This is a genomic window from Fulvivirga sedimenti (assembly GCF_020328055.1).
On the sequence record NZ_JAIXNE010000004.1, the window covers coordinates 131,766 to 155,558 of the forward strand.

At 44.4% G+C, this 23,793-nt stretch carries 23 protein-coding genes; 5 read left to right on the forward strand and 18 right to left on the reverse strand.

Translation table 11 applies throughout. The annotated features are described in order from the left end of the window. Nucleotides 1-52: 52 nt before the first annotated feature. Complete coding sequence (gene thrS, locus LDX50_RS18655) at nucleotides 53-1,993, reverse strand: threonine--tRNA ligase (RefSeq protein WP_225697715.1); 1,941 nt, start codon at nucleotides 1,991-1,993, stop codon at nucleotides 53-55. Nucleotides 1,994-2,060: 67 nt separating this feature from the next. Then, a complete protein-coding gene (locus tag LDX50_RS18660) occupies nucleotides 2,061-3,065 on the reverse strand; it encodes a tetratricopeptide repeat protein (protein ID WP_225697716.1) in 1,005 nt (334 codons plus the stop codon). Between the two features lie 241 nt (nucleotides 3,066-3,306). On the opposite strand from LDX50_RS18660, the gene LDX50_RS18665 reads away from it, so the two are divergent. Then, nucleotides 3,307-4,020, forward strand: coding sequence for a LamG domain-containing protein (locus LDX50_RS18665; protein ID WP_225697717.1), 714 nt, complete (start codon nucleotides 3,307-3,309; stop codon nucleotides 4,018-4,020). A gap of 12 nt (nucleotides 4,021-4,032) precedes the next feature. On the opposite strand, the gene LDX50_RS18670 is transcribed toward LDX50_RS18665, so the two are convergent. From LDX50_RS18670 to LDX50_RS18705, 8 genes are all read right to left on the reverse strand, one after another. Continuing rightward, nucleotides 4,033-6,528 (reverse strand): DUF5686 and carboxypeptidase-like regulatory domain-containing protein, encoded by a 2,496-nt coding sequence (locus tag LDX50_RS18670; RefSeq protein ID WP_225697718.1) that lies wholly within the window; start codon nucleotides 6,526-6,528, stop codon nucleotides 4,033-4,035. A 33-nt stretch (nucleotides 6,529-6,561) separates the two neighbouring features. Then, on the reverse strand, nucleotides 6,562-7,143 hold the full coding sequence (locus LDX50_RS18675) for a SanA/YdcF family protein (RefSeq protein WP_225697719.1): 582 nt from the start codon (nucleotides 7,141-7,143) through the stop codon (nucleotides 6,562-6,564). A 76-nt stretch (nucleotides 7,144-7,219) separates the two neighbouring features. Beyond that, nucleotides 7,220-7,897, reverse strand: a complete 678-nt coding sequence (locus LDX50_RS18680; protein ID WP_225697720.1) for a TrmH family RNA methyltransferase — start codon at nucleotides 7,895-7,897, stop codon at nucleotides 7,220-7,222. Continuing rightward, nucleotides 7,897-10,608 (reverse strand): DNA gyrase/topoisomerase IV subunit A, encoded by a 2,712-nt coding sequence (locus tag LDX50_RS18685; protein ID WP_225697721.1) that lies wholly within the window; start codon nucleotides 10,606-10,608, stop codon nucleotides 7,897-7,899. Before LDX50_RS18685 ends, LDX50_RS18680 begins: the two co-directional genes overlap by 1 nt. Before the next feature lies 1 nt (nucleotide 10,609). Further along, nucleotides 10,610-10,957 (reverse strand): hypothetical protein, encoded by a 348-nt coding sequence (locus LDX50_RS18690; protein WP_225697722.1) that lies wholly within the window; start codon nucleotides 10,955-10,957, stop codon nucleotides 10,610-10,612. Then, complete coding sequence (locus tag LDX50_RS18695; RefSeq protein WP_225697723.1) at nucleotides 10,950-11,579, reverse strand: SatD family protein; 630 nt, start codon at nucleotides 11,577-11,579, stop codon at nucleotides 10,950-10,952. The genes LDX50_RS18690 and LDX50_RS18695 overlap by 8 nt, the downstream gene beginning before the upstream one ends. Before the next feature lie 47 nt (nucleotides 11,580-11,626). After that, nucleotides 11,627-13,492 (reverse strand): DNA topoisomerase IV subunit B, encoded by a 1,866-nt coding sequence (locus LDX50_RS18700; RefSeq protein WP_225697724.1) that lies wholly within the window; start codon nucleotides 13,490-13,492, stop codon nucleotides 11,627-11,629. Between the two features lie 165 nt (nucleotides 13,493-13,657). Next, nucleotides 13,658-14,080, reverse strand: a complete 423-nt coding sequence (locus tag LDX50_RS18705) for a hypothetical protein (RefSeq protein WP_225697725.1) — start codon at nucleotides 14,078-14,080, stop codon at nucleotides 13,658-13,660. Nucleotides 14,081-14,148: 68 nt separating this feature from the next. On the opposite strand from LDX50_RS18705, the gene LDX50_RS18710 reads away from it, so the two are divergent. After that, nucleotides 14,149-15,381, forward strand: a complete 1,233-nt coding sequence (locus LDX50_RS18710; protein WP_225697726.1) for a sterol desaturase family protein — start codon at nucleotides 14,149-14,151, stop codon at nucleotides 15,379-15,381. Further along, complete coding sequence (locus LDX50_RS18715; RefSeq protein ID WP_225697727.1) at nucleotides 15,378-15,746, forward strand: hypothetical protein; 369 nt, start codon at nucleotides 15,378-15,380, stop codon at nucleotides 15,744-15,746. Before LDX50_RS18710 ends, LDX50_RS18715 begins: the two co-directional genes overlap by 4 nt. On the opposite strand, the gene LDX50_RS18720 is transcribed toward LDX50_RS18715, so the two are convergent. Both LDX50_RS18720 and mscL read right to left on the reverse strand, forming a co-directional pair. Further along, nucleotides 15,727-16,572: a CvfB family protein gene (locus LDX50_RS18720; RefSeq protein WP_225697728.1), complete on the reverse strand. Its 846-nt coding sequence runs from the start codon at nucleotides 16,570-16,572 to the stop codon at nucleotides 15,727-15,729. The two genes, LDX50_RS18715 and LDX50_RS18720, sit on opposite strands and share 20 nt — an antisense overlap. A gap of 44 nt (nucleotides 16,573-16,616) precedes the next feature. After that, nucleotides 16,617-17,024: a large-conductance mechanosensitive channel protein MscL gene (gene mscL / locus LDX50_RS18725; RefSeq protein WP_225697729.1), complete on the reverse strand. Its 408-nt coding sequence runs from the start codon at nucleotides 17,022-17,024 to the stop codon at nucleotides 16,617-16,619. Nucleotides 17,025-17,164: 140 nt separating this feature from the next. Here mscL and LDX50_RS18730 point away from each other — a divergent pair, with 140 nt between their 5' ends. Then, a complete protein-coding gene (locus tag LDX50_RS18730; RefSeq protein WP_225698745.1) occupies nucleotides 17,165-18,055 on the forward strand; it encodes a 3-hydroxybutyryl-CoA dehydrogenase in 891 nt (296 codons plus the stop codon). Between the two features lie 9 nt (nucleotides 18,056-18,064). Then, nucleotides 18,065-19,615, forward strand: a complete 1,551-nt coding sequence (locus LDX50_RS18735) for a helicase HerA-like domain-containing protein (protein WP_225697730.1) — start codon at nucleotides 18,065-18,067, stop codon at nucleotides 19,613-19,615. A gap of 31 nt (nucleotides 19,616-19,646) precedes the next feature. Here the strand turns inward: LDX50_RS18735 and LDX50_RS18740 are convergent, their stop codons facing one another. The 6 genes from LDX50_RS18740 to LDX50_RS18765 all read right to left on the reverse strand — a co-directional run bounded on the left by LDX50_RS18740 (nucleotide 19,647) and on the right by LDX50_RS18765 (nucleotide 23,781). Then, a complete protein-coding gene (locus LDX50_RS18740; RefSeq protein WP_225697731.1) occupies nucleotides 19,647-20,051 on the reverse strand; it encodes a DUF4332 domain-containing protein in 405 nt (134 codons plus the stop codon). Nucleotides 20,052-20,086: 35 nt separating this feature from the next. Then, a complete protein-coding gene (locus tag LDX50_RS18745; protein WP_225697732.1) occupies nucleotides 20,087-20,518 on the reverse strand; it encodes a DUF937 domain-containing protein in 432 nt (143 codons plus the stop codon). Nucleotides 20,519-20,644: 126 nt separating this feature from the next. Further along, entirely contained in the window at nucleotides 20,645-21,154 is a 510-nt protein-coding gene (locus LDX50_RS18750; protein WP_255647352.1) for a tetratricopeptide repeat protein, read from the reverse strand. A gap of 159 nt (nucleotides 21,155-21,313) precedes the next feature. Next, nucleotides 21,314-22,045 (reverse strand): alpha/beta hydrolase, encoded by a 732-nt coding sequence (locus LDX50_RS18755; protein WP_225697734.1) that lies wholly within the window; start codon nucleotides 22,043-22,045, stop codon nucleotides 21,314-21,316. A gap of 67 nt (nucleotides 22,046-22,112) precedes the next feature. Next, nucleotides 22,113-22,931: a DUF3108 domain-containing protein gene (locus tag LDX50_RS18760; protein WP_225697735.1), complete on the reverse strand. Its 819-nt coding sequence runs from the start codon at nucleotides 22,929-22,931 to the stop codon at nucleotides 22,113-22,115. A gap of 34 nt (nucleotides 22,932-22,965) precedes the next feature. Then, complete coding sequence (locus LDX50_RS18765) at nucleotides 22,966-23,781, reverse strand: 2,3,4,5-tetrahydropyridine-2,6-dicarboxylate N-succinyltransferase (RefSeq protein WP_225697736.1); 816 nt, start codon at nucleotides 23,779-23,781, stop codon at nucleotides 22,966-22,968. Nucleotides 23,782-23,793: the final 12 nt, after the last annotated feature.

Sequence of the window (23,793 nt, forward strand, 5' to 3'; positions counted from 1 at the left end):
TTGCAAATATCGTGATATAATTTGTATTATTCAACGACTCCGCATATTTCATTTATAATTTCACCAGGGTTTCATCCCTTTCCCCCTGAAAGTAAGAAATAAATTCATCAAGTGCCATACCTCCTACATCTCCCTGACCATGTCTTCGTATGGAAACCGTACCAGTTTCCTGCTCTTTTTCACCCAGAATCAGCATAAAAGGAACTTTACTTACTTCCGCATCACGGATTTTCCGGCCGATTTTCTCATCACGGTTATCAAGGAATCCGCGAATATCAGCCTCACTCAGCTCCTGGAATACCTTTTCAGCATAGGCCTGATATTTTTCTGAGATCGGTAAAACGGCGATCTGATCCGGGGCCAGCCATAGCGGGAAGTTACCCGCACAATGTTCAATGAGCACTGCAATAAAGCGTTCCATGGATCCGAATGGTGCACGGTGTATCATCACGGGCCTGTGTTTCCGGTTATCTGCCCCGGTATATTCCAGTTCAAATCGTTCAGGAAGTGTGTAATCAACCTGGATGGTCCCCAGCTGCCAGCTTCGGCCGAGTGCATCTTTAACCATAAAATCGAGCTTCGGGCCATAAAAAGCTGCTTCTCCCAACTCCACAACGGTTGTAAGTCCGCGCTCATCAGCTGCCTCCTGTATTTCTCGCTCTGCTTTCTCCCACAGCTCGTCGGCACCGATGTACTTTTCCCTATTGTCAGGGTCCCGCAATGAAACCTGCGCTGTATAATCCTCAAATCCGAGTGCTTTAAAAACATAAAGAACCAGGTCGATCACTTTAATGAACTCTTCCTTTACCTGGTCTGGCCTGCAAAAGATATGTGCATCATCCTGCGTGAATCCCCGTACCCGGGTTAATCCGTGTAATTCCCCGCTCTGTTCATACCGGTAAACGGTTCCAAATTCTGCCAGGCGAACCGGCAAATCACGGTATGACCGTGGTTTGGAGGCATAGATCTCACAATGATGCGGACAATTCATGGGTTTCAGCAGGAATTCCTCACCTTCGTGGGGCGTATGAATAGGCTGAAACGAATCCTGCCCATATTTTTCGTAATGACCGGATGTTATATAAAGCTGTTTACTCCCGATATGGGGCGTAACTACCGGATCGTAACCTGATTTGATCTGCGCACGTCGCATAAAATTTTCCAGACGATCCCTGAGAATGGTTCCTTTCGGCAACCACAACGGCAAACCCATCCCAACTTTTTCGGAAAAAGTAAACAGTTCAAGTTCCTTTCCCAGTTTACGGTGATCCCGCTTTTTAGCTTCCTCGAGCCGCTCAAGGTATTCGGTGAGTTCCTTCTGCTTTGGAAAAGTAATGCCATAAATTCGGGTGAGTTGCTTCCTCTTCTCATCACCCCGCCAGTAAGCACCTGCCACATTGGTGAGCTTAACCGCTTTAATAAATCCTGTATTCGGAATATGCGGCCCGCGGCATAAGTCGGTAAAATTTCCTTGCTGATAAAATGTGATGGTACCGTCGGCCAACTCATCTATGAGCTCAAGCTTATATTCGTCTCCTTTTTCAGTGAAATATTTCAGCGCATCGCTTTTGGAAACTTCCTCCCGTTTGTATTCGTTTTTCTCACGGGCCAGCTCCACCATTTTCTGCTCTACACGTACCAGGTCATCTTCACCGAATTCCTGATCGCCAAGGTCTACATCATAGTAGAAGCCGTTGTCGATAGGCGGACCAATACCGAATTTAACCCCCGGATAGAGGGCTTCCAGTGCTTCTGCAAGTAAATGCGCCGAAGAGTGCCAGAAGGTCGTTCGTCCTTCATCATTATTCCAGGTTAACAATTCCACGGTGGCATCTTCCTTAATCGGCCTGAAGGCATCCCATACTTCACCGTTAACTCGTGCCGCCAGTACATTTCTGGCGAGGCCTTCGCTGATACCATAGGCAATATCCAGTCCTGTAACGCCCTGTTCGTATTGCTTTACCGTTCCATCCGGCAATGTGATATTGATCATAGGTTCGTGTTATTCTTGCTTTGTTCCGCAAAGATGCATAAAAAAAGATATGATGGGAAAATTTAGGTTACCTGATGGAATCATTCAGATCGATCCTGTCGGGCTCTGGAGGTGTCATTTGACTGGCCTTTTCTTCCTGTTCCCGTAAATATCTTAAATACTCGCTTCTACGCTCCAGCCGGGTGATCGCTTCAGAGGCTTCAGAAACGGTAGAATCACGTTCCAGGATTATTTTGTACTCGTTTTCCGCCTCGGAATACAATCGCTGAGCTTCAAAGGACCGGGCCAGAATCAACCGTGCCAGGGGTTCATCCTGCAGCATCAGGGCCTGGTTAGAAAGGATGGCTGCGCTGTCATACTTGCCTTGTTTGTAAAAATTTTCAGCCCGAAGTCTCAGAAATTCAGGGTCTGAAGGATTATTCAGCAGCCGGTAAAGATCACCGGCTTCCCTGTAGCTTCCGCTTTTCTCCAGCATTTGTGCTTTTATCATAAGAAAATCCCGGTCCAGGGGCTCCCTTGAAAGCCAAAGATCCGTCAATTGCCCTGCCTTTTCAGGCTTATTCTGACTCAAGTACAACGTACCGAGCCCCAGATAATTTTCGCGTATAGATGAATCCTGACCTATGGATACCTGAAACTCACGTTCTGCACGCACAGTATCGCCCGCTTCGAGTAGTACCTGCCCCTTTAACGTATGGAATTCGGGTTTTTGCTGTAGTGCCAGCAGTGTATTAACAGACTCAATGGCGGCTTTATTATCGCCCAGTTTCAAAGATGCTGCTGCAGATAAATAAAATAATTCATCCTCGGTAAAGCCCAATTCACGGGCATCTTCCAGGTATCGCTGCGCATCCGCATAGGAACCGAGGTAGAAGGCAGTTTTTCCCTTCAGGAATGAATGTTGCGGATTACTGACAAATTTGAATACTTCGCGATTGAGACGTGTCCAGGCCTGATCATATTCTTTTTTTTGAATCAATATTTCCGCCTGTTTTAACAGAAGATCACGTGAATTTCCACTTTGCTCCAAAAGGAAATCACTTGACTGCCAATCTACCTGAATATCAGACATTTGATCATTAGATCGACTAAAACAACCCCATAAAATGCCCGATAAAGCCGTGTAAACAATTATTCGAGTTATTTGTCTCATATTATAAATAACCACATTTACCGGTTACTACCGGAAGAATTATACTATTAATAAGTGTAAATTCGTGTTACACCTTACAATTATACCGATTAAAATGGTGAGAACCTTTAGTAAAATTTTCTTGAACGGCTTATTGTTGATGTTTTTTTCCTTGGGCCTGATGAACTGCGGCGCTGATGAGGAGCCTGTGAATGTTGAGGAACTGCTCATGAAGTCTGTGATCGATTTCGATAAGGACGGAATCTTCAATATCGTAGGTAATGTAACCCCGTTCACCAATGGGTTGGGTACAACAGGATATCAATTCAACCAGGCTTCCGATCTTCCGGGATGTGAAGAAAGCCCCAGCAGCTATATGACAATCGATAGTATCGGGCCAATATGGAACGATGGTTTTTCCGTTGTTGCAATCGTTGAGTTTTCAGAAAATCGATACTTCGAGCGCATCATTGACTTTGGAAATGGTCCGGGAGAACAGGAAGGTTTTAATGTTACCCTTTCAAGACTTCAGGAAAGTAACAGTCTTGCCTTTACGAGCTGGATCAATTCAGATTCATTATTAAACAGAACACGTGGCCGTGTTGTCGCAGCAGACGTTATCGAAAATGGACAGCCCATGTTTATTGCTGGTACCATATCCGAAAATGGAGTAATGGCTATTTATGTTGATGGGGTTCGAATCAATCGTAAATCCAACGGACATCCTGTGATTAATATTCCCAGGACCAGCAATTTCATCGGGCGATCAAATTGGTGTGATGAAGACCCGGATTTCAAGGGAAGAATTGAAACGCTGATGATCTTTAATAAGGATTTATCCAGCAATGAGGTTACCGCTCTATATGATTATTTGAAATCACTCTCTGCGATTTAGCCAACCAGGCAATTACAGGATGAATTGAAAACTGATCTTTACTCCAAATTTATTGGCGTCCTCTACTTCGCGGTATGTCAATCTGTGGATAAAATCTACACGAATCACCTTAAATATATTCTCGATACCATACCCGATCTCGACATACGGTCGATTCGGGTCGAGAAATCCAATGGGTGCCGTAAGGTTTCCTTCCTCGGTTAATTGTGGCAGATTATTCAGGTTTTCCTCCCTTAAAGATCCAAACAAGACATTACCGGTCGCCAGCAATCGCCACTTCAGCTTTTTCATTAATGGGATTCGATTGAGAATGAAACCTTCAAAGTAATGGTTCAATCGCAACGTCACATACTGGTCACTTGTGAATTCCGACCAGTTCATCAGGTTATATGCTGCAGTAGTATAAAAAATTGATTCGTTACCTACGTGGTTTTTAAGGAGCGGGTACGGAATAACCTCAAATATTTTTTCTGCAGTAAGGGACAGAGATGTTGTCCCTAAAAAGCCCACTTTATACTTATCGGTAATGTTAATACTCAGTTTGTTATAATTAAAATCTCCCCCAAGCAGACCCTCAAACCCACGTGTATACTGAACTGTAAAGATAGGCCACTTCAGGGTTCCCAGGCTCAAACGCTCATTGTCGTTCTGCACGTACAGTTCATCCTTGGCAAATCTCAGCTGCACGCGTAATTCGCTCGTGGTAAAATTAGTTGCGATTTCATCAAGTTGCCGGGATTCACTCGTGTAGTAGGCAAAATCAAATTCCGGTTTGTAGAATTTATGGGTAAAAGAAACACTGGGGGTAAATCCCTTCAGTACTTCACGCTCAAAGGTCATTCTGAAATAATCCTGGTAGTAAGGACGATTAAGCCTTCCAAAACGCGTTGCCGCAAGGAAAATGTTATTTCCTATCAGGTCCTCTGCTGAAAGCCCCACCTGGTCAATTTCATGTCCGTGTGCCAGGCGGAGGGTTGTCCAGTGATCACGGTCCAGGATTCGCTCCACAAACATCCGGTACTTGAACTCCTCATCCTTGATACCATAGGCCAGATATCCACCCAAAATCCATTTGTTACTGAAATCGATGTTGGTACGCATACCCAGGTGAAAACGGCTTCCTTCCACATTGTTGTTGGCATACAAGGCCAGATAAGGTCCAAGGTCAATCTTGCCAATCTTCCGGTATCCGTTGATCGCTACTTTAAGTATGTCTGTATAAGTTTTAACTACAGGGATACTTTTGAGCGTATCGATCATCTGATATACGTTCTTTTCAGTTTCTGACAGCGGTTCATGCCGATGCTGATCCCAATAATCCTCACTCTTGGCATCCAGACGGTAATCTTCATTCAATTCAATAGGCCTGGCATAGAACTTTGGTTCCCTGGGCTGATTTACTACCATTTCCCGGTTGGAAGTATAAAATTTTGCCAGCACTCCAGCCATATTTTCGGTTATCTCACCAATGTCAAGTAAAACACGTGTCTGCGAGGGCAGCCATGCACCTCCAGACGTCTTCTGAAGCTCCTGCTGGATCTTGATCTTCTCGATGTAATTCAGATTAGCCGTACGGCTAACTGTGGCATCAATCCGCTTTAGCGCATAATCCTCCTTCGTAATCCACATCGTTCCTGAGAAAGCAAGGTCCTGCTCACTCTTGGGGTAAAAATCCAGGCGATAACAGAAGTCATCATCTACATAAAGGCTATCATTAAGCTCATAATCATAGTAGGTCTTCCATCCTACCGAAATCGGAGAAACAAACTCCTTGCTTACAATATTGAGCCAGTTCTCGTAAAAATTATATTGCTGAAACGAAGAGCCAATAAATTGCGACACCAGGCTGCCGTCTTCAACACCAACACCGGTGATCTTGGTTTTGATGATCTTTTCATGCTGCATACGGGGATCCCGCCGGAAAAAATATTGCGACAAGGTCTCTGAAATAAATAACGGAAGAATCGGCTTACCGTCTTCCCCTGCCAGCTGATCAACACTATCCATCACGCTTGTGATCTTTTTCATGAATTTCTTTTCGCGAAATGACTCGGAAATATTGTCGACATCTACCTCGATCTTTGTATAAGTCTCGTATTCGTACGCATCCAGGGTGCTCTTGTCATTCCGACGCTTATTTTCAACAATCTTTCGAAGAATCGGGAATGCTGGGTTCTCACCGGCTATAAATACTACCTCATCCAGGCTGATCACATCCTCCGCTAATTGAAAATTCAACTCCTGCCGCGGAGCATTCGTCAGAGGCTTTGTCCGTGTCACATACCCGATGTAGGAAGCAGTAAGCGAGTCTGCCGATTCCCTGATAACCAATTCGTACTTGCCATTGAAGTCGGTAGTTACCCCTGTATTAGTGCCTTTGAGAAAAACATTCACAAACGGTATCGGATCACCTGTATTGGCATCGGTGACTTTGCCAAAGATGATCCGCTCCTGTCCGAGAACAGGAATTGAAAGAATCAGAAACAATATGGATATATAGAACCGCAAGTTGAAATGTATTACCGGTGTATTGAACTCAAATCAGAGGTTAAGGGTTTCCTTTTTGCCGAGAAATTTCGGCTCCTTATTGACAACATAAAGCTCCCAAACAGCCAGTGACCGGGCCAGGTATTCCCGCACAGCCATTTTAAAGCTGGCTGAGTGGACCTTTTTGGTTGCATAGGCATTCGCCTTCATGTCAAGGTAATTAGCAATAAAAAGGGCTCTGTAGGTATGAAATGGCTGCGTTATCACAGTTACTTCATTCTGCCCAAAGACCTTCTGGCACCTGAACATCGAATCGAGTGTTCGAAAACCTGCATAATCCAGTGTGATGGCAGTTTCCGGCACACCGCGCTTCAGCAATGCCTGTTTCATCTTTTCGGGCTCATTGTAATATACCGTGGCATTATCACCGCTCACAAGAATGTGCTTAATTTTTCCCATCTCATACAGGTCGGCTGCTGCTGATATCCTTTCTTCAAAATACGGATTAGGACCTCCCTGCATTGTTTTCGGACTTGTACCCAATACAATTCCAACAGCTGCAAATGGAACATCGGCGGATTGCTCAAAAACCTGTTGACGGGTTGAATTATAGACCCAGATATTCGTAACGCTCATAAATACAATTACGATACCCGTGAGAATTCCTGCAACTTTAATTATCCGCCTAACCATACACCGTAAACCTAATAACTTATTTCAACTTTTTGAGAAATTCTCTTTCCAGTATGTCATAACGATTTACCGACTGCCGGTACCAGGATAATCGAAGCTCATCCTTTTCGGCATCAGTTAATTGCCACGAATCCGAGGAATTTCGCAATGCGGGTATCACCGCACTCAAACATAACGAAACGCTCACTGAAATATTCAGACTTTCTGTAAATCCGTACATTGGGTAGGTAACCATCTGATCACATAAATCAATGGCTGTTTCAGATAATCCAAGTGCCTCGGTTCCGAATAAAATCGCTGGTTTTACCTCCGGATCCAGATCATAAATAGACATGGCGGTTTTATCAGGGGTAGTGCCGACAATTGTATAACCTTTCTGCTTCAATAAAGTCAGACATTCCGATGTATTATTCTCGGAAGTATTGAACCGGTACATATTAATCCATTTGGAAGCGCCGTGAACAACACGTGGATTGAGGTTATATTCATGCCGGTTTTCAATAATGTAAAGATCCTGTATCCCGAAGCAATCACATGTGCGCACGACTGCACTGGCATTTTGTGACTGGTAAATATCTTCCAGAACAACTGTGACCTGTCTTGTCCGGTCTGAAAGTACCTGGTCCATCAGCTCTTTCCGTGATTCACTTACAAAACCGCTGAAATATTCCAGTAGCAGACGGTCTTCCCTGTTCATTAAAAATCAAATTCTATGGTTTCACCGATATTGTAACCTCCTTCTTCCTTACCTTTTCCACTTCCACCCGATTTCTTCGGCTCCTTATTCTCAATCTCCTTTATTTCAGAACCCGATTCATTATTATCAGGTTTGTCCTCCTTTGGTTCACTTTCAGCCTTTGAAGGGGCCTTATCCTTTTTTTTCTTAGCTGTATCTGTTCCGCTTTCTGAAAGTAACTCTACTTTTTTTACTTTTTCGGAGGAAAGTTTATTCCCGATCGCTTTCCATCCCTTAACATCGATGATATCCTCGAGCTTCACGATTTCCTTATCATGCGATTTCGACTTTGGTTTCTGAACAGAAACTTCAACCTCAACAGATTCTGCCGTGGATGCCAGCAATAATTTGGAGCCCCCGGCTTCGCTGATAAATCCAAACCGCTTGTTAAGAGTGGATGTTTCGATCTGAAAACGCTTCACATAATAAGTTTTGCTTTCGCCGTCATAATAGACCGCAGAAATAACCTTTTCGGAATCAAATCGCTCAATTAGGATAATTTTTTCAGGCTCATATCGATTGGTGAGTTCATATGAGGTGAGCTCGTAAGAACCATCCTTATAAATGACAAGAATACTGTCATCACCATTAAAGTTTCCAATATGACGTCCACGTTCATCTTTATTGAGCCTGCCTACCGAATCGTCGTACCAGATATCGAGGCCACTCAACGTGGAAACGCCCTCGGCTTTCAGGTCAATACGCCTCACCGGATATTTCGTTAATATATTTCCTCCTGCGCCACGCCCTTTTATTTCAAGTTCTGAGAAATCATAATCAAAGATTTTGATTCGGGCTTTGGATCCTGATGTGAGTTTCACTGTCACAATTTCTGCCTCTCCATTCGGATTGGCGCTCAGGTAAAGGACGCGTGAATTCTTATGGCCTTTTGTGAGGTCATATTCCTTATCCCGGGTAATGGCAGTGATCTGGAACCTTTTTACCATGGACCTGCCGGTTTTTCCGTCCAGGTAGATCATATTATAGGTCATCCGGTCATCACCCTTTTTCCAAACACCTACATGCAGAATATCCTTGCCCATAAAGACCTTTTCTGCAATCCGGGAGACCATACATTTACCATCTTTACGGATGACAATGATATCATCCAGGTCTGAACAGTCACAAACAAACTCATCCTTACGCAGTCCGTAACCAACGAATCCATCAGCCCTGTTCACGTAAAGCTTCTGATTGTTGGCGGCTACCACGGTTGTATTAATCGCGTCGAAAGAACGAATTTCAGTTTTGCGCTCACGTCCCTTTCCATACTTCTCCAGGAGTCCCTGATAGTAATTGATGGCATATTCAGTGATGTTGGCCAGGTTGTATTCCGTTTCTGCCAGTTCATCCTGAAGCCTTTTCAATAATTCATCGGCTTTAAAGGAATCGAACCTGGATATACGCTTGATTTTGATCTCTGTCAGGCGTACAATATCATCCTCCGTGATTTCACGGTAGAACTGAGGCTTAAATGGATCCAAACCTTTGTCGATCGTGGAAATAACCGCCTCCCATGTCTCACACTCCTCGATATCCCGGTAAATTCTGTTTTCAATGAATATTTTCTCGAGCGAAGAGAAAAGTATCTTCTCCATAAGCTCGTGCCGGCGAATTTCAAGTTCCCTTGTCAGTAAGTCAACCGTCTGATCCGTATTGCGCTGTAAAATCTCACCGACCGGCATGAAATGAGGTTTGTCGTCAATGATCACGCATGAATTTGGCGATATGGATAATTCGCAATCGGTAAATGCATATAACGCATCTATGGTAATATCGGGTGACTGACCCGGAGCAAGCGAAACAAGAATTTCCACATCCCGTGCGGTATTGTCGACCACCTTCTTAATCTTGATCTTACCCTTATCATTGGCTTTTATGATCGATTCAATGAGGTTGGTAGTCGTTGTACTGAACGGAATGTCACGGATGACCAGGGTCTTCTTATCATATTCCTCAATCCGTGCACGAACCTTAATGCGACCACCCCGCATACCCTGGTTGTAATCAGAAAAGTCGGCCATGCCCCCTGTCGGGAAATCCGGATAAATTTTGGGTTTCTTTCCTTTCAGAATATCGATCGAGGCTTTGATCAGTTCACAGAAATTGTGCGGAAGTATTTTTGTGGAAAGCCCAACTGCAATCCCTTCAACACCCTGTGCAAGCAGCAGGGGGAATTTAACCGGAAAGGTTACCGGCTCCCTTTTCCTTCCGTCGTAAGATACCTGCCAATTGGTGGTCTGAGCATTAAAAACCACATCAAGAGCAAATTTTGACAAACGTGCCTCGATGTAACGCGGGGCCGCTGCACTGTCGCCTGTACGAATATCTCCCCAGTTACCCTGGGTTTCAATCAGCAGTTCCTTCTGACCCATGTTCACCATGGCATCACCAATGGAAGCATCACCATGCGGGTGATATTGCATTGTTTGTCCGATCACATTGGCGACCTTATTGAAACGACCATCATCCATTTCCTTCAGGGCATGCATAATTCGGCGCTGAACAGGCTTAAAGCCGTCTTCAATCGCAGGTACTGCCCTTTCAAGGATCACATAGGACGCATATTCGAGAAACCAGTCCTCGTACATACCGGATACAGGTATAACATCATGAATCTGATCCTCACCACTATATTTTTCAGGTTTTCCGTTCTCTTCGTGATTATCCATGCTATACTAAATATTTGCTTAAAACTTGTGAGTATAAAATTGCCAGGCAGACAGATAAAATATTGCCTATGAGATAAAAATCGTTGGTAATACGGTCGTCATCCTTAATGCGGGTTGCAATTTTCAGGGCTGCGAAAAATGTGAGTGCCTGGGGGTAGCCACTTATCAGGGCATAAACCAGGAACGCACGCTCCACCCAGCCTTTAAATAAACCTCTCCAGGTAAGCCGTGAAGATCGACGCACTTCAGGGGGTTTGGCATTCCAGCGGGCCAGCAAATAAAATACCAGTGCCGCCAGCAATTCACAAACGACAATAATCAATCCGACATGAATCCAGGCCCTATGCATCGCTTGCCATTAAAGTTATCAATTCCCTAGAGGCGTAAAAGTCTTTCATTTTTAGTGTTTTTTCTTTCCGCCACATGGTCGACGGATCTTTGCCATACATCGAGGAAAGGATCTTGTAATCCTGGTGCTTAATAAAATCAGAGGCTACCGACAAATCCTTTTCATGCCAGTCATTATAAAATGCCCGGTATAACCTAAATGCCAACTCGAGACGTTTACTGTTCGGTGCCGACAGGCCGGATACAACTATCTCAAGATCACCATTTTTGATCTCCCCAAGCAATTCCCGTGTCCTGGTGAGGCCAGGGCCCAGCATTCCGTATGATTCGATTGTATTAACAGGGGTTTGTATCTCGCCGTAATGCAATACATAACGCAAACGAAAGACCGGATCTGCAATCAGGCACTGTTCATCAATAAAAAATATAATTTCTGTGGCCGTTTGCACATCTGAAATAATCCCCTGAAACTCATCACCCAGCGTAATCGTCAGTGGAGACAGGATCCCTGACTCAAACTTTTTATTAGCCGCTTCTACAATTCCGGAAAATGCATTCATCAACGCTGCCCCTTCCTCGCGGGAACTGCCAATGATATCCGCCATCATTATTAAATAATTCATATTGCAATATAATTACAATTATTTATATTTTGCAATTTTATTACAATTTAAGCAGCTGTTTCTTCGACGAGGTCTTTTTCAATCCTCAGGTTATCCACAATAAAATCCTGACGTTCCGGTGTATTTTTACCCATATAGAATGACAGCAATTGCTTTATGGTTGTGTCCTTCTTAATGATGATGGGTTCCAGTCGCATCTCATCACCGATAAACTTTCCAAACTCATCAGGTGAGATCTCCCCTAACCCCTTGAATCGGGTAATTTCAGGTTTGTTCCCAAGCTTGGCGATGGCTGCACGTTTCTCCTCTTCCGAATAGCAGTAGATCGTTTCCTTCTTGTTACGTACGCGAAATAAAGGCGTATCAAGAATGTAAACATGGTTATGCCGGACCAAATCGGGAAAGAACTGAAGAAAGAATGTCAGCAGTAACAGGCGAATGTGCATCCCGTCGACATCCGCGTCTGTGGCGATAATGATTTTTCTGTATCGCAGACCTTCGATACCGTCTTCGATATTCAGTGCATGCTGAAGAAGATTGAATTCTTCATTTTCATACACTACTTTTTTCGTCAGGTTAAAACAGTTCAGGGGCTTACCACGCAAACTGAATACCGCCTGGGTTTCCACATCCCTTGATTTGGTAATAGACCCGCTGGCCGAGTCTCCCTCGGTAATGAAGATCATCGTCTCCTCTGCACGTTCCTTGCTCTTATCACTGAAATGTACCCGGCAATCGCGTAATTTCTTGTTGTGAAGATTTGCTTTTTTAGCACGATCGTTGGCCAGTTTCTTAATTCCGGCAATCTCCTTGCGTTCCCGTTCCGATTGCAAAATACGCTTCAGCAGGGCATCGGCGACCGGAGGATTCCGGTGTAAATAATTGTCGAGCTCTGTCTTCAGAAAATCATTGACAAAAGTTCGCATAGTGGGTCCGTCGGGCGCCACATTTTGTGAACCCAGTTTGGTCTTTGTCTGAGATTCAAATACAGGTTCCTGAACACGTACAGCGATCGCAGCTACCACGCTGGCCCGGATGTCGGTCGCGTCAAAGTCTTTTTTGTAAAAGTCACGTACAGTCCTCACAAGCGCCTCACGCAGCGCGGCCAGGTGCGTTCCTCCTTGCGTCGTGTACTGTCCGTTCACAAAGGAGTAATATTCTTCGCCGTACTGATTGCTGTGGGTAAGTGCAAGTTCTATATCGTTGCCCTTGAGATGAATGATGGGATAACGGATATTTTCGACATCGGTTTTCCGCTCCAGCAGATCACGCAACCCATTCTCACTGTGAAATTTTTGTCCGTTAAAATTTATAGTCAGACCCGCATTCAGAAATACATAATTCCAGATCAGGTCATTCAGGTATTCCGGAATAAAATGAAAGTTTTTAAAAATGGTTCCATCAGGCTCAAATGCGACCAGGGTACCATTCCTCCCGCTTGACGAACCGATTTTGTGATCCGTAATAATTTCTCCCTGCTTAAATTCAGCAACCTTCGTTTGTCCCTCCCTGTAAGATTGAACCTTGAAATAGTTCGACAGCGCGTTCACGGCCTTGGTTCCCACCCCGTTCAATCCGACTGATTTCTGAAATGCCCCGGAATCATATTTACCCCCGGTATTGATCTTCGACACGCAGTCAACAACTTTACCCAGGGGAATTCCCCGACCGTAGTCGCGCACCTCAACCCTGTGATCGGTGATTTTCACATCGATGGTTTTGCCATATCCCATCATATGTTCATCAATACAATTGTCGATCACTTCCTTCACCAGCACATAAATTCCGTCGTCCTGCGCTGATCCGTCTCCGAGCTTTCCGATATACATTCCCGGACGCATTCTGATGTGCTCTTTCCAGTCGAGTGACCGGATACTATCTTCGGTATATTGAACTTGATTTTCTTCAGACATAAATTTCCTTTTCAACACATGGCTTGTAAGCGAATAAACACGAAAAACACCATTTATTCAAGCAATGATTTTGATTTAATCAGGCTGTTCTTCTAAACAAAAAAATGAATTAATCTGATATAATTACCTGTATATTAAGTATTTATAATCAGGACAATAAACTACTTAGCTAAGTATTTTTCGGGAGAATACAAATGGCAGCATTAGGATCCAGAGCCCGATGAGCCCGAGGCATACATATACCAGGTAGCCGAAATTATTGTAATCAAAAGCCTCTCCGCTATTGACCAGCATCAGAAAAAAAACACTGGTTATAAAGAAGAGATTCAGTACCCCTGCGAAACTAAGCTGCCAGCTGATGAGCGTAGACCGCAGCTTTTCATCCCGGTAGCCCATATTTCTTGATAGGGTATAAAAAGTAAAATTAAAAATCACGAGGATTAGCAGAGCCAGGTAAAAATACCATTCCCTTGAAAATGTATAGGACCCGAATGTAAGCATTTCACCCACCGCCGCATACGTGTAGAGCAATGAGCCCAGTGCCACCAACAGGGTAACCAACCAAATAAATTTTATAAGTCGTAACATCCTAGCTGTGCGAAGTTATATTTTTATTCTTAAACTAATTTCAATTATTTTGAGTTTTTAAACCACCTATGGATTTCAATCCGATTATATTATCCATCCCCATTTATTTCCTGCTGATCGGTATTGAATTACTGATCGAACGGTTCTCAAAACGCAAGCTTTACCGGCTCAACGATGCCATAACAAATATCAGCTGCGGCGTCACCCAGCAACTCACCAATATCTTCTTCAAGGTATTGGGCGTTGCCGCTTTCGCATTCGTCTACGAATATCGATTTTTCACCATTCCGGAAAATGCCCTTACCTTCATTTTACTATTTATAGCAGTGGATTTCTGTTATTACTGGGCGCACCGAATGTCGCATGAGATCAATTTATTCTGGGGCGGTCACGTAGTACATCATCAGAGTGAGGATTATAATTTTTCAGTGGCACTTCGACAGGGGTCTTTCCAAATCCTATGGACATTCAGTTTCTATCTCCCGTTAGCGCTGATAGGTTTCAATCCCACCACCTTCGTATTTGTATCTGCGCTCGTTACGGTTTACCAATTCTGGATCCATACCGAGACCATCGGAAAACTGGGCTGGCTGGAATATGTTTTCAATACTCCCTCCCATCACCGCGTACATCATGGTCGTGACCCGAAATATATAGACCGCAATCATGCGGGTGTTTTTATTGTTTGGGATCGTTTGTTCGGAACCTTCCAGGAAGAGGAAGAAAGACCGGTTTATGGAATTACAAAACCAACCAATTCATGGAACCCTTTGTGGGTCAACCTGGCCCATTACCATCAAATGTGGCAAACAATGAAGGCCATCCCCTCTTCCAGCGATAAAGTCCGGTATATATTTTACAAACCAGGATGGCTTCCTGCAGAAATGGGTGGAATGCAGCCAATCCCCGAAGTAGATCGCACTTCCTACATCAAATATAATCCGCGTTTTCAGCGGGGTGTGATCCCCTATGTAATGACCCAGTATGTGATCGCGTTGCTCATTACGGCGGTATTTCTCTTCACAATGGAATCAAGTGCCTGGTACGAGAATTTAATGATTGTAAGTCTTATTATCATGCTGGTGGTATCCTGTGGAGGCATGCTGGAAAACCGTTCGTGGGTTACGCCATTCGAGTTCATTCGTTTATCACTGTCGGCAGGCATTGTTACAGTTATGCACTATGCATTAGATTTTCCGTTTTACCTGTTGCCGGCTGCCATGCTATATGCCATAGTCTCCGCCGGTTGGTTTTTCTATTTGAACAGAGCTCTTAAATCTTCATCCGTAAGTCTTTCATGAAAAATGTCCTTTTCATCCTGATCATCGCGGGCCTTTCGGCCTGCAGTTCGACTCCTGCTCCCGGTTATCTTGATAAAGATGAATGGAAATCTGACCGTAACGGATGCATGGGCTACCGCTCGCTTTTCATGCAGGAGCATCCTGATTTCATCGATGCGCTGAAGGGGCAGTCGGAAGAAACCATTTTGCTCTGGCTGGGAAAACCGGATAAAAATGAATTGTACAAGCGTAATCAGAAATTCTATATCTATTTGCTGGATCCCGGGCCAGACTGTGGAGAAGGTGACAGCACCTCCGGAATGGACCTTCAAATTCGCTTTTCAGCCACCAACAGGGCCACAGAAGTTATGCTTTATCGTCGCTAGCAGCCAGCCGGACGCCTTCACTTTCAAGCAGTACCAGCCGGTCCCTGTACAAATTACCCAGGGCTTTTTTAAATGCCTTTTTACTCATACCCAGTGTTTGCTGGATGACTTCCGGACTGGATTTATCGGTCAGATTAAGATATCCGTCATTCTTATGCAAAGCATCCAGCAACATTTCCCTGTGCTCATCAGCACCCTCACGTCCTCCCAGGCTCAGGCGCAGATCAATTTTTCCATCTTCCCGTATTGCGCGGATATACCCGTCCGTTTCTGTTCCGATGGCAAATTCGACAGGACACTCACTTCGATATAACAAACCGGAATAGGTCCCGTTAATTACCGCCTGAAAACCCAGATCGGTAACAGAATAGATTAAGAGATTTACCTTTTGCCCTTCTTCAAGTCCATCAGCATCTTTTTTCAGGAATGCCCGTATCTTGCTGGTGCCGATAAGCCGGTTAGTCTTATGGTCAAGCAGGATGCGAACCACATAAAACTTGCCCACTTGAAATGGAACATGCTGTTCCCGCTTAGGAACAAACAGGTCCTTCTCCAGTCCCCAATCCATAAAGGCGCCATGCGGATTACTATCCTTTACCTTCAGGGAAACAATACTTCCAACTTCCCCTGCAGGCTGAAGTGTAGTGGCTATCGGACGGTCTTCGGAATCCTTGTAAACAAAAACACGAAGTTTATCACCAATGCTGAGTCCATCAGGAACATATTTGGTCGGCAACAGTATTTCCTCATTTCCGTCCCCAAGGTAAAGACCAAAGTCAACTTCCCGGTTTACTGTAAGCAACTGATGTTTCCCGATTTCAATCATACTGCAAGGTTAAAAAAAAAGAGCGGCTGAACCGCTCTTTGATGTTATTGTTTTTTCAGTAAATCCCTTATTTCAGTCAGTAATTTTTCCTCATTGCTGGGTGCCGGAGGCGCAGCCGGAGCCGCTTCTTCCTGCTTTTTCAGGAAACGATTGTACGATTTTACTACCATGAAAACCGCAAAGGAAACGATAATGAATGTAATGATGGTATTTATGAAATTACCATAATTGATGCTAACAGCTTCCACCGTGCCATCTGCCAGTACATTTTCACCAATTTTCAGTTTCAGCTCAGAAAAATCGACGCCTGCAATCATCTTTCCTACAGGAGGCATAATGATATCATCGACAAATGATTTTACGATAGCTCCGAAATAGGTTGCCATGATCAAACCTACTGCCAACTCCAGAACGTTTCCGCGAGAAATAAACTCTTTAAATTCTTTGAACATAGTTAGTTAGATTAAAATTTACCGTCTCCAATATATAAATTAAATTTATATTGAGGGAGCAAAATATGAACTGTTGAATTGATTATTCCGTCCTGTTCATTTCTTCCTATATTTGAATCCAATCAAAAACACTACACATGATGAAAAATATTGCGGTAATTGGATCCGGAACCATGGGAAATGGAATTGCACATGTCTTTGCTCAAAATGGTTTTCAGGTAACGCTTATCGACATATCCGCTGAATCTCTGGAACGCGGACTTGCAACCATTTCCAGGAACCTTGATCGACAGGTAAATAAGGAACTGATCAATGAAAGCCAGAAACAGGAAACACTGTTACGAATTTCAACTGAAACAGCGTTGGAAAAAGGTGTTGCAAAAGCGGATCTGGTGGTTGAGGCTGCTACCGAAAATGTTGAACTCAAATTAAATATATTCCGTGATCTGGATAAATTTTGTTCTGACCATACGATTCTTGCCACCAATACCAGCTCGATTTCCATTACGAAAATTGCTGCTGTAACCAATCGTCCGGATAAGGTGATCGGAATGCATTTCATGAACCCTGTTCCAGTGATGAAGTTAGTTGAGGTTATACGTGGCTACAATACCACGGATGCCACCACAAATACGATAATGGACCTTTCTGAAAAACTGGGCAAGGTTCCGGTTGAAGTGAATGACTATCCCGGATTTGTTGCAAATCGTATTCTGATGCCAATGATCAACGAGGCAATATACAGTCTGTTTGAAGGTGTGGCTGGCGTGGAAGAGATCGATACGGTCATGAAACTTGGTATGGCACACCCGATGGGCCCGTTGCAGCTGGCAGATTTCATCGGCCTTGATGTTTGTCTATCAATCCTCCATGTGCTCCACGACGGGCTTGGCAATCCTAAATATGCGCCATGTCCATTATTGGTGAATATGGTTACTGCCGGACATAAAGGCGTTAAAAGTGGCAGCGGATTTTATGACTGGAGCCATAAAACAAAGGAATTAATCGTCGCATCGCAGTTCAAAAAATAACATTAACATATGAGTAAGGAAGACTTTCGCTCCATCATCGAAAAGGCGCATACCAATAAAGGAAGAGAAATTGTCCTGGGAACCGCGATGATCGATGGTGCTCCCCTTGATAAGGCTTTAATAAAGGCCCCTCTTAAAACCATGAACCGCCATGGCCTGATTGCTGGCGCTACCGGTACCGGAAAGACCAAAAGTCTGCAGGTAATGGCCGAAGCGCTCTCTGAACAGGGCGTACCTGTCTTACTCATGGACATTAAGGGAGACCTTAGCGGGCTTGCTGCACCGGGCTCCCCTCACCCCAAGATTGACGAGCGAATGGCGCATATCGGTATAGAATATGTGCAGCAGGGATTCCCGATAGAGCCCCTCACACTGTCGGATGAAGCCGGTGTGCGGCTCCGTGCAACTGTTTCTGAATTCGGGCCCGTGTTGCTCAGCAAGATGCTTGAACTCAATGATACACAGTCGGGTATTATGGCCCTTGTATTCAAATATTGTGATGACAATAAATTGCCCCTGCTGGATCTGAAGGATTTGAAAAAGATTCTTCAATATGTGACCGATGAAGGAAAGGAAAGCGTTGAAAAAGAATACGGAAGAATATCTACGGCTTCGGTTGGAACGATCACCCGGAAGATCATCGAGCTAGAACAGCAGGGAGCAGAACGTTTCTTTGGTGAACGGTCGTTCGATCCGGCCGATCTGCTACGCACCGACAAGGACGGAAGAGGAATGATCAGTGTATTACGTCTTGTGGATATTCAGGATCGTCCAAAGCTGTTTTCAACCTTCATGCTCTGCCTGCTGGCTGAGATTTACTCGACGTTCCCTGAACAGGGTGATTCAGATGAACCCAGGCTGATCATGTTCATTGATGAGGCTCACCTTCTTTTCAAGGAGGCTTCAGACGCACTGTTGGATCAGCTCGACTCGATCATTAAACTCATTCGTTCCAAAGGTGTGGGTATCTATTTCTGTACCCAGGTGCCGGATGACATACCTGAAAACATATTGAGTCAGCTTGGCTTCCGCGTACAGCATGCCTTACGGGCGTTCACCGCACGCGATCGTAAGAAGATCAAACTTGTGGCAGAAAATTTTCCTCCTTCCGAGTATTATGACATCGATGAACTGCTTACCACATTGGGTATTGGTGAAGCACTTGTTACCGTGCTGAATGAAAAAGGTATACCCACCCCGTTGGCGGCAGTATTGATGTCGGCCCCAAGATCACGCATGGGTATACTTACAGATGATGAGCTAAAAAAGATTATTTCAAAATCGGAGATACTTGATGAGTACAATGAGGAGATCGATCGCAGAAGTGCCTATGAATTGTTAAATGAGAAAATCGAGGCTGCAGCTGCTCCGGAACCCGAGACGAAAAAAACTACCAAAAAGTCAGAATCTTCCAATGATGAATCACTGGTGGAACAGTTGTCGAAGAATACAATGGTTCGTCAATTGGGCAACACCCTCATGCGGGAAATCTCAAGGGGACTGATGGGGGCGCTTGGAGTGAAACCACGCAGAAAAAGAAGAAGCACCTCCCTTTGGTGAGAGGTGCTTCAGCCTTTTGTACTAAAATTAATTAGTGAGTGATTACAGGGTCAAGCGTTTTCGCATGTTCAACGAACGCCTGAACCTTGGACAATGAAGGAAGCTGACGCACCAGTTTCTTCTTAGCGTTCACTTCAACCATTTTAGCGTGCAGATTCTCAGGCTTGCGTGTTCTCAATTCCTTTACGGTATCCACACCTGCTGCTTCCAATAATTCTGAGTATTCGCTTCCTACCCCTTTCACACGATATAAGTCGGCCATGTTGGCAAACTTGAGGAGTTTAGACTCATCAATGCCAGTAGTTTCAGCCACTGCCTTACGTCCCTTTTTGTCACAGCATGTCTTCAAAAGTCCATTTACTGATTTAATGCCTGCCTTTGCGAGCTTCTTCTCCAATGCAGGGCCTATTCCTTCGATATCCGAAATTTTAGCCATAGTATGTAATTATTATAATTGTTTGATTTAGTTTCTCAGTTAAATAATCCCTTCAGGGCGTCCGTTATACCTCCCATACTCTGTTCGCCCCCCAGAATTTGCGATAGATGATCTTCAGTTAGCCCCGACGACGGGGTACTTGAGTCAAGTTTCGACAATAACATGGGAATGAGCATGGCAGCAGCACTTTTGGCAATTTCAGGCGAGATGCCAAGCTTTGAGGCTATCTGGCTTGCAAAATTTCCAACCATACCATCGACCAGTGAACTGCTTCCAATGGCCTGGTTGCCATTAAACAGATTTAACATGCCAGACATGTCACCGCTTTTGGCATTTTGCTGGAATTGATCTGTGAGTGCGGAAGTCGCCATCGACAGAACATCTGAAGTCTTGTCTGATGGGATACCCAGATTTGTGAGTTGTTTACCTACATCGCCATCCAGGCTTTTGATTAAATCATCGAGCATAATTTAGGGTTTAGAATGTTTACCATAAATGGTTGATGAAGGTTAAGAGACTGGAAGTTAGCCATTAACCTTAAATATATCAACATCCAAATGTCCTAAATTATAATCCTCACCGCATTAGGCGGATTATTTGCAATATTTCTCGATGTATTGGGAGACTTCCTGATCAAGCGCCTTGGCTCTTTGAAAATCTGAACACGCTTTGTTGTACTGGTTGAGGTAAATGAACAAGCTTCCCCTGGAAAGGTATGCGTCAGCATAGGAATCGTTGGTGCTCAATGCGTCATTGTAGGCTGCCATTGCCTCGGTGAGCTTACCCATTTTTTGATAAGATTTGCCTTTCACAGTAAATGCAATGGCATTCGGATTAGCTTTCAGGACCTTATCCGCATAGAAAATGGCGTTCTCGTAGTCGCGCAGGCGGTTAAAATAATCATTGGATACACTCAGCAGCGCATTCACATTGAGCGGGTCTTCCTTAATCACCCGCTGAAAATCCTCCAGTGCTTTTTCATTCTTACCCAGTTCCTGGTATGCCCTGCCCCGGTTATATATAGTTTTAATATCACTCGGATTCAATCGAAGGTATTCTGTATATGCAGCAATGGCCTGTTCATAATTGCCTTTACGAAACATACGGTCTCCTATTTCTGACTGATCATTGGAACATCCCGTAAGGCATAAGGCCCAGGTTAAAAAAATAAAAACAAATTGTCTCATAAGTATACTACGCTCGATAACAAAAAAAGTGGCAGGAAAAGGCCACTTCCTGCAAATTTATAGATCAAAAACTGATTATTTTACCGATTCCAGAAAAGATTTCACCTTTTCCCAGTAATCCGCCGAATCCGGAAACTTCGACCAAAGTGCACGCGAACCGTGATTTCCTGTCGTATTGGGCCAGAAATAGCTTTTGTCCATATCCGATATTGCCACATAAATTCCCCACCAATTGCTCTTTTCATTATGGGCAGAAGTGATGAAAACGGGTTTAGTAATGTTTGCAGCGCTACTGGAAATATAATCGCGTGATTGCCCCTGCGATGTAAAATATTCTCCCGGTGAAAACGCAACCGCAGCATCAACCCATTCCGGATGATCACCCGTTACCTTTAAAACGAGGGCTGCGCTGAACGAGCTGCCCCAGATGATCAATTTCCCGGTACTCAGATTTTTTCTGGCATACTGAATCGAGGTTTCAATATCCTGAAGTCCGTCGATATACCGCGTTTCTTTATAAAGACCTTTAGCGGATTCATGGGTCTGATTGATCACGCCATTGATGCTACCCCCGGCCCTTAAATCCACTGCCAGGCAGTTATACCCCATTTCATTCAGCTTTGGAGCAATTTCATTATACTCACCCCTGCTCCAGCCTGCCTGATGAAACAGGATGATCATCGGGGCATCTTTGGAATGTGGAGCATACAGGTCTGCTGTAATGGTCACACCGTCTGATGACGGAAACGTAATGGTTTCCTTACCCGGCAACGGAAGACTTAATATGGCCAATACAATTAAAAGCATGTGCTATTATACAAAATTGAAATGAAAGCAGTTAGGTAGATATGGTTAAATTCTTACATCAGGAAAATTACAATCCTGAAACCGGATGTCTCAAATTGTTGAATCCGCTTAATTCAAGGGTTGTATTACCCACGAACATTTTTGCTTCAATCTTTAGCGGAACTTTGTTTTCATCAGCTGAAATCCATAATGTCACAGATTTCTCACCGTCGAACACACCACCTTCAGGCATAACAGGTACCAGTTTAATGGCCCTGAATTTCCCCGCTTTGGTCTTAATCCTTTCAACTCCGCCATATACCATTTTCATATCATAGAAGGTATCCTCCAGGAATCCGCTGATTTCAAACGAATCACCCTTTTTCATACCTGAGAAATCCACGGTCCTCAGGTAGAGGTAGCCAGCCAGCATATCCCTGATCTCCCGGCGCTGATTATGAAAGACTTTAGGTTCTTTATATTTTCCTGTTTTCTGATCCAGTGTACGGGTTTCAATAACACCCCGGTCATGATAAAACCGGGTGATCTCATTTTTCCGATAATTTCCTTCCTGGATATTCCGGTAGCTGATGTGGGGAACCAATGCGCTGGTATCCACATAGGAACCCCAATGATCATCCACACGTGCTACCCAGTCAACCATTCCAGTCGTTTTACCATAGACATCCACCTTGTACACGGGCCGGTCATTGACACTACGAACCTCCCTGTCGATGACCATCCTGGCATCACCAATACCGATTATTCCAAAGGAAACACGATATTGAAGCTCTTCACCCGGACCAAAACTGTCATGATCCACCGGTTGATAAACGCGGGGAGATGCGGCGGTAAACAAAATTACCGCACACAATGTGGCCGATATCTGAATTATAAAACTTTTCATCTGTGGTAAGATGAACAACTAATATGCCAAACGGCTAAACCGCTACATTATTTTCTCTCAATGCCTCATTCAAAGAGGTTTTCTTGTCGGTACTCTCCTTCCGTTGTCCAATGATCAAGGCACATGGCACCTGGTAATCTCCCGCGGGAAACTTCTTCGTATAACTTCCTGGGATTACAACAGAACGGGGTGGCACATACCCCTGATACGTAACGGGCTCACTCCCGGTTACATCGATGATCTTAGAACTGCCCGTAAGCGTCACATTTGCACCCAGGACGGCCTCTTTCCCAATTCTAACCCCTTCGACGATAATGCAACGCGATCCGATGAATGCGTTGTCTTCCACGATTACAGGCGCCGCCTGAACTGGTTCCAGTACCCCACCTATACCAACGCCACCACTGAGATGTACATGCTTTCCGATTTGCGCGCAGCTTCCTACTGTGGCCCAGGTATCCACCATTGTACCCTCATCGACATAGGCGCCAATGTTTACATAGGATGGCATGAGGACGACTCCCGGACTAATATAAGCCCCATACCGGGCTACCGCATGCGGGACAACTCGTACGCCAAGCTGCTGATAATTTCGTTTGAGGGGTATTTTATCGTGAAATTCAAACGGACCAACCTCTACCGTCTGCATTTGCTGGATTGGAAAATAAAGGATTACGGCTTTCTTTATCCATTCATTCACGGTCCATTCCTCAGCTCCTGGGGTTGCTACACGCAAATCACCCTTATCCAGGTCCTCAATTACCGACCTGATAAGCTCCTGTACATCCTTTTCTTTTAGTAATGCACGGTCTGCCCATGCCTTCTCAATGATTTCTTTTTTATTGTCCATTAACAACGTAGG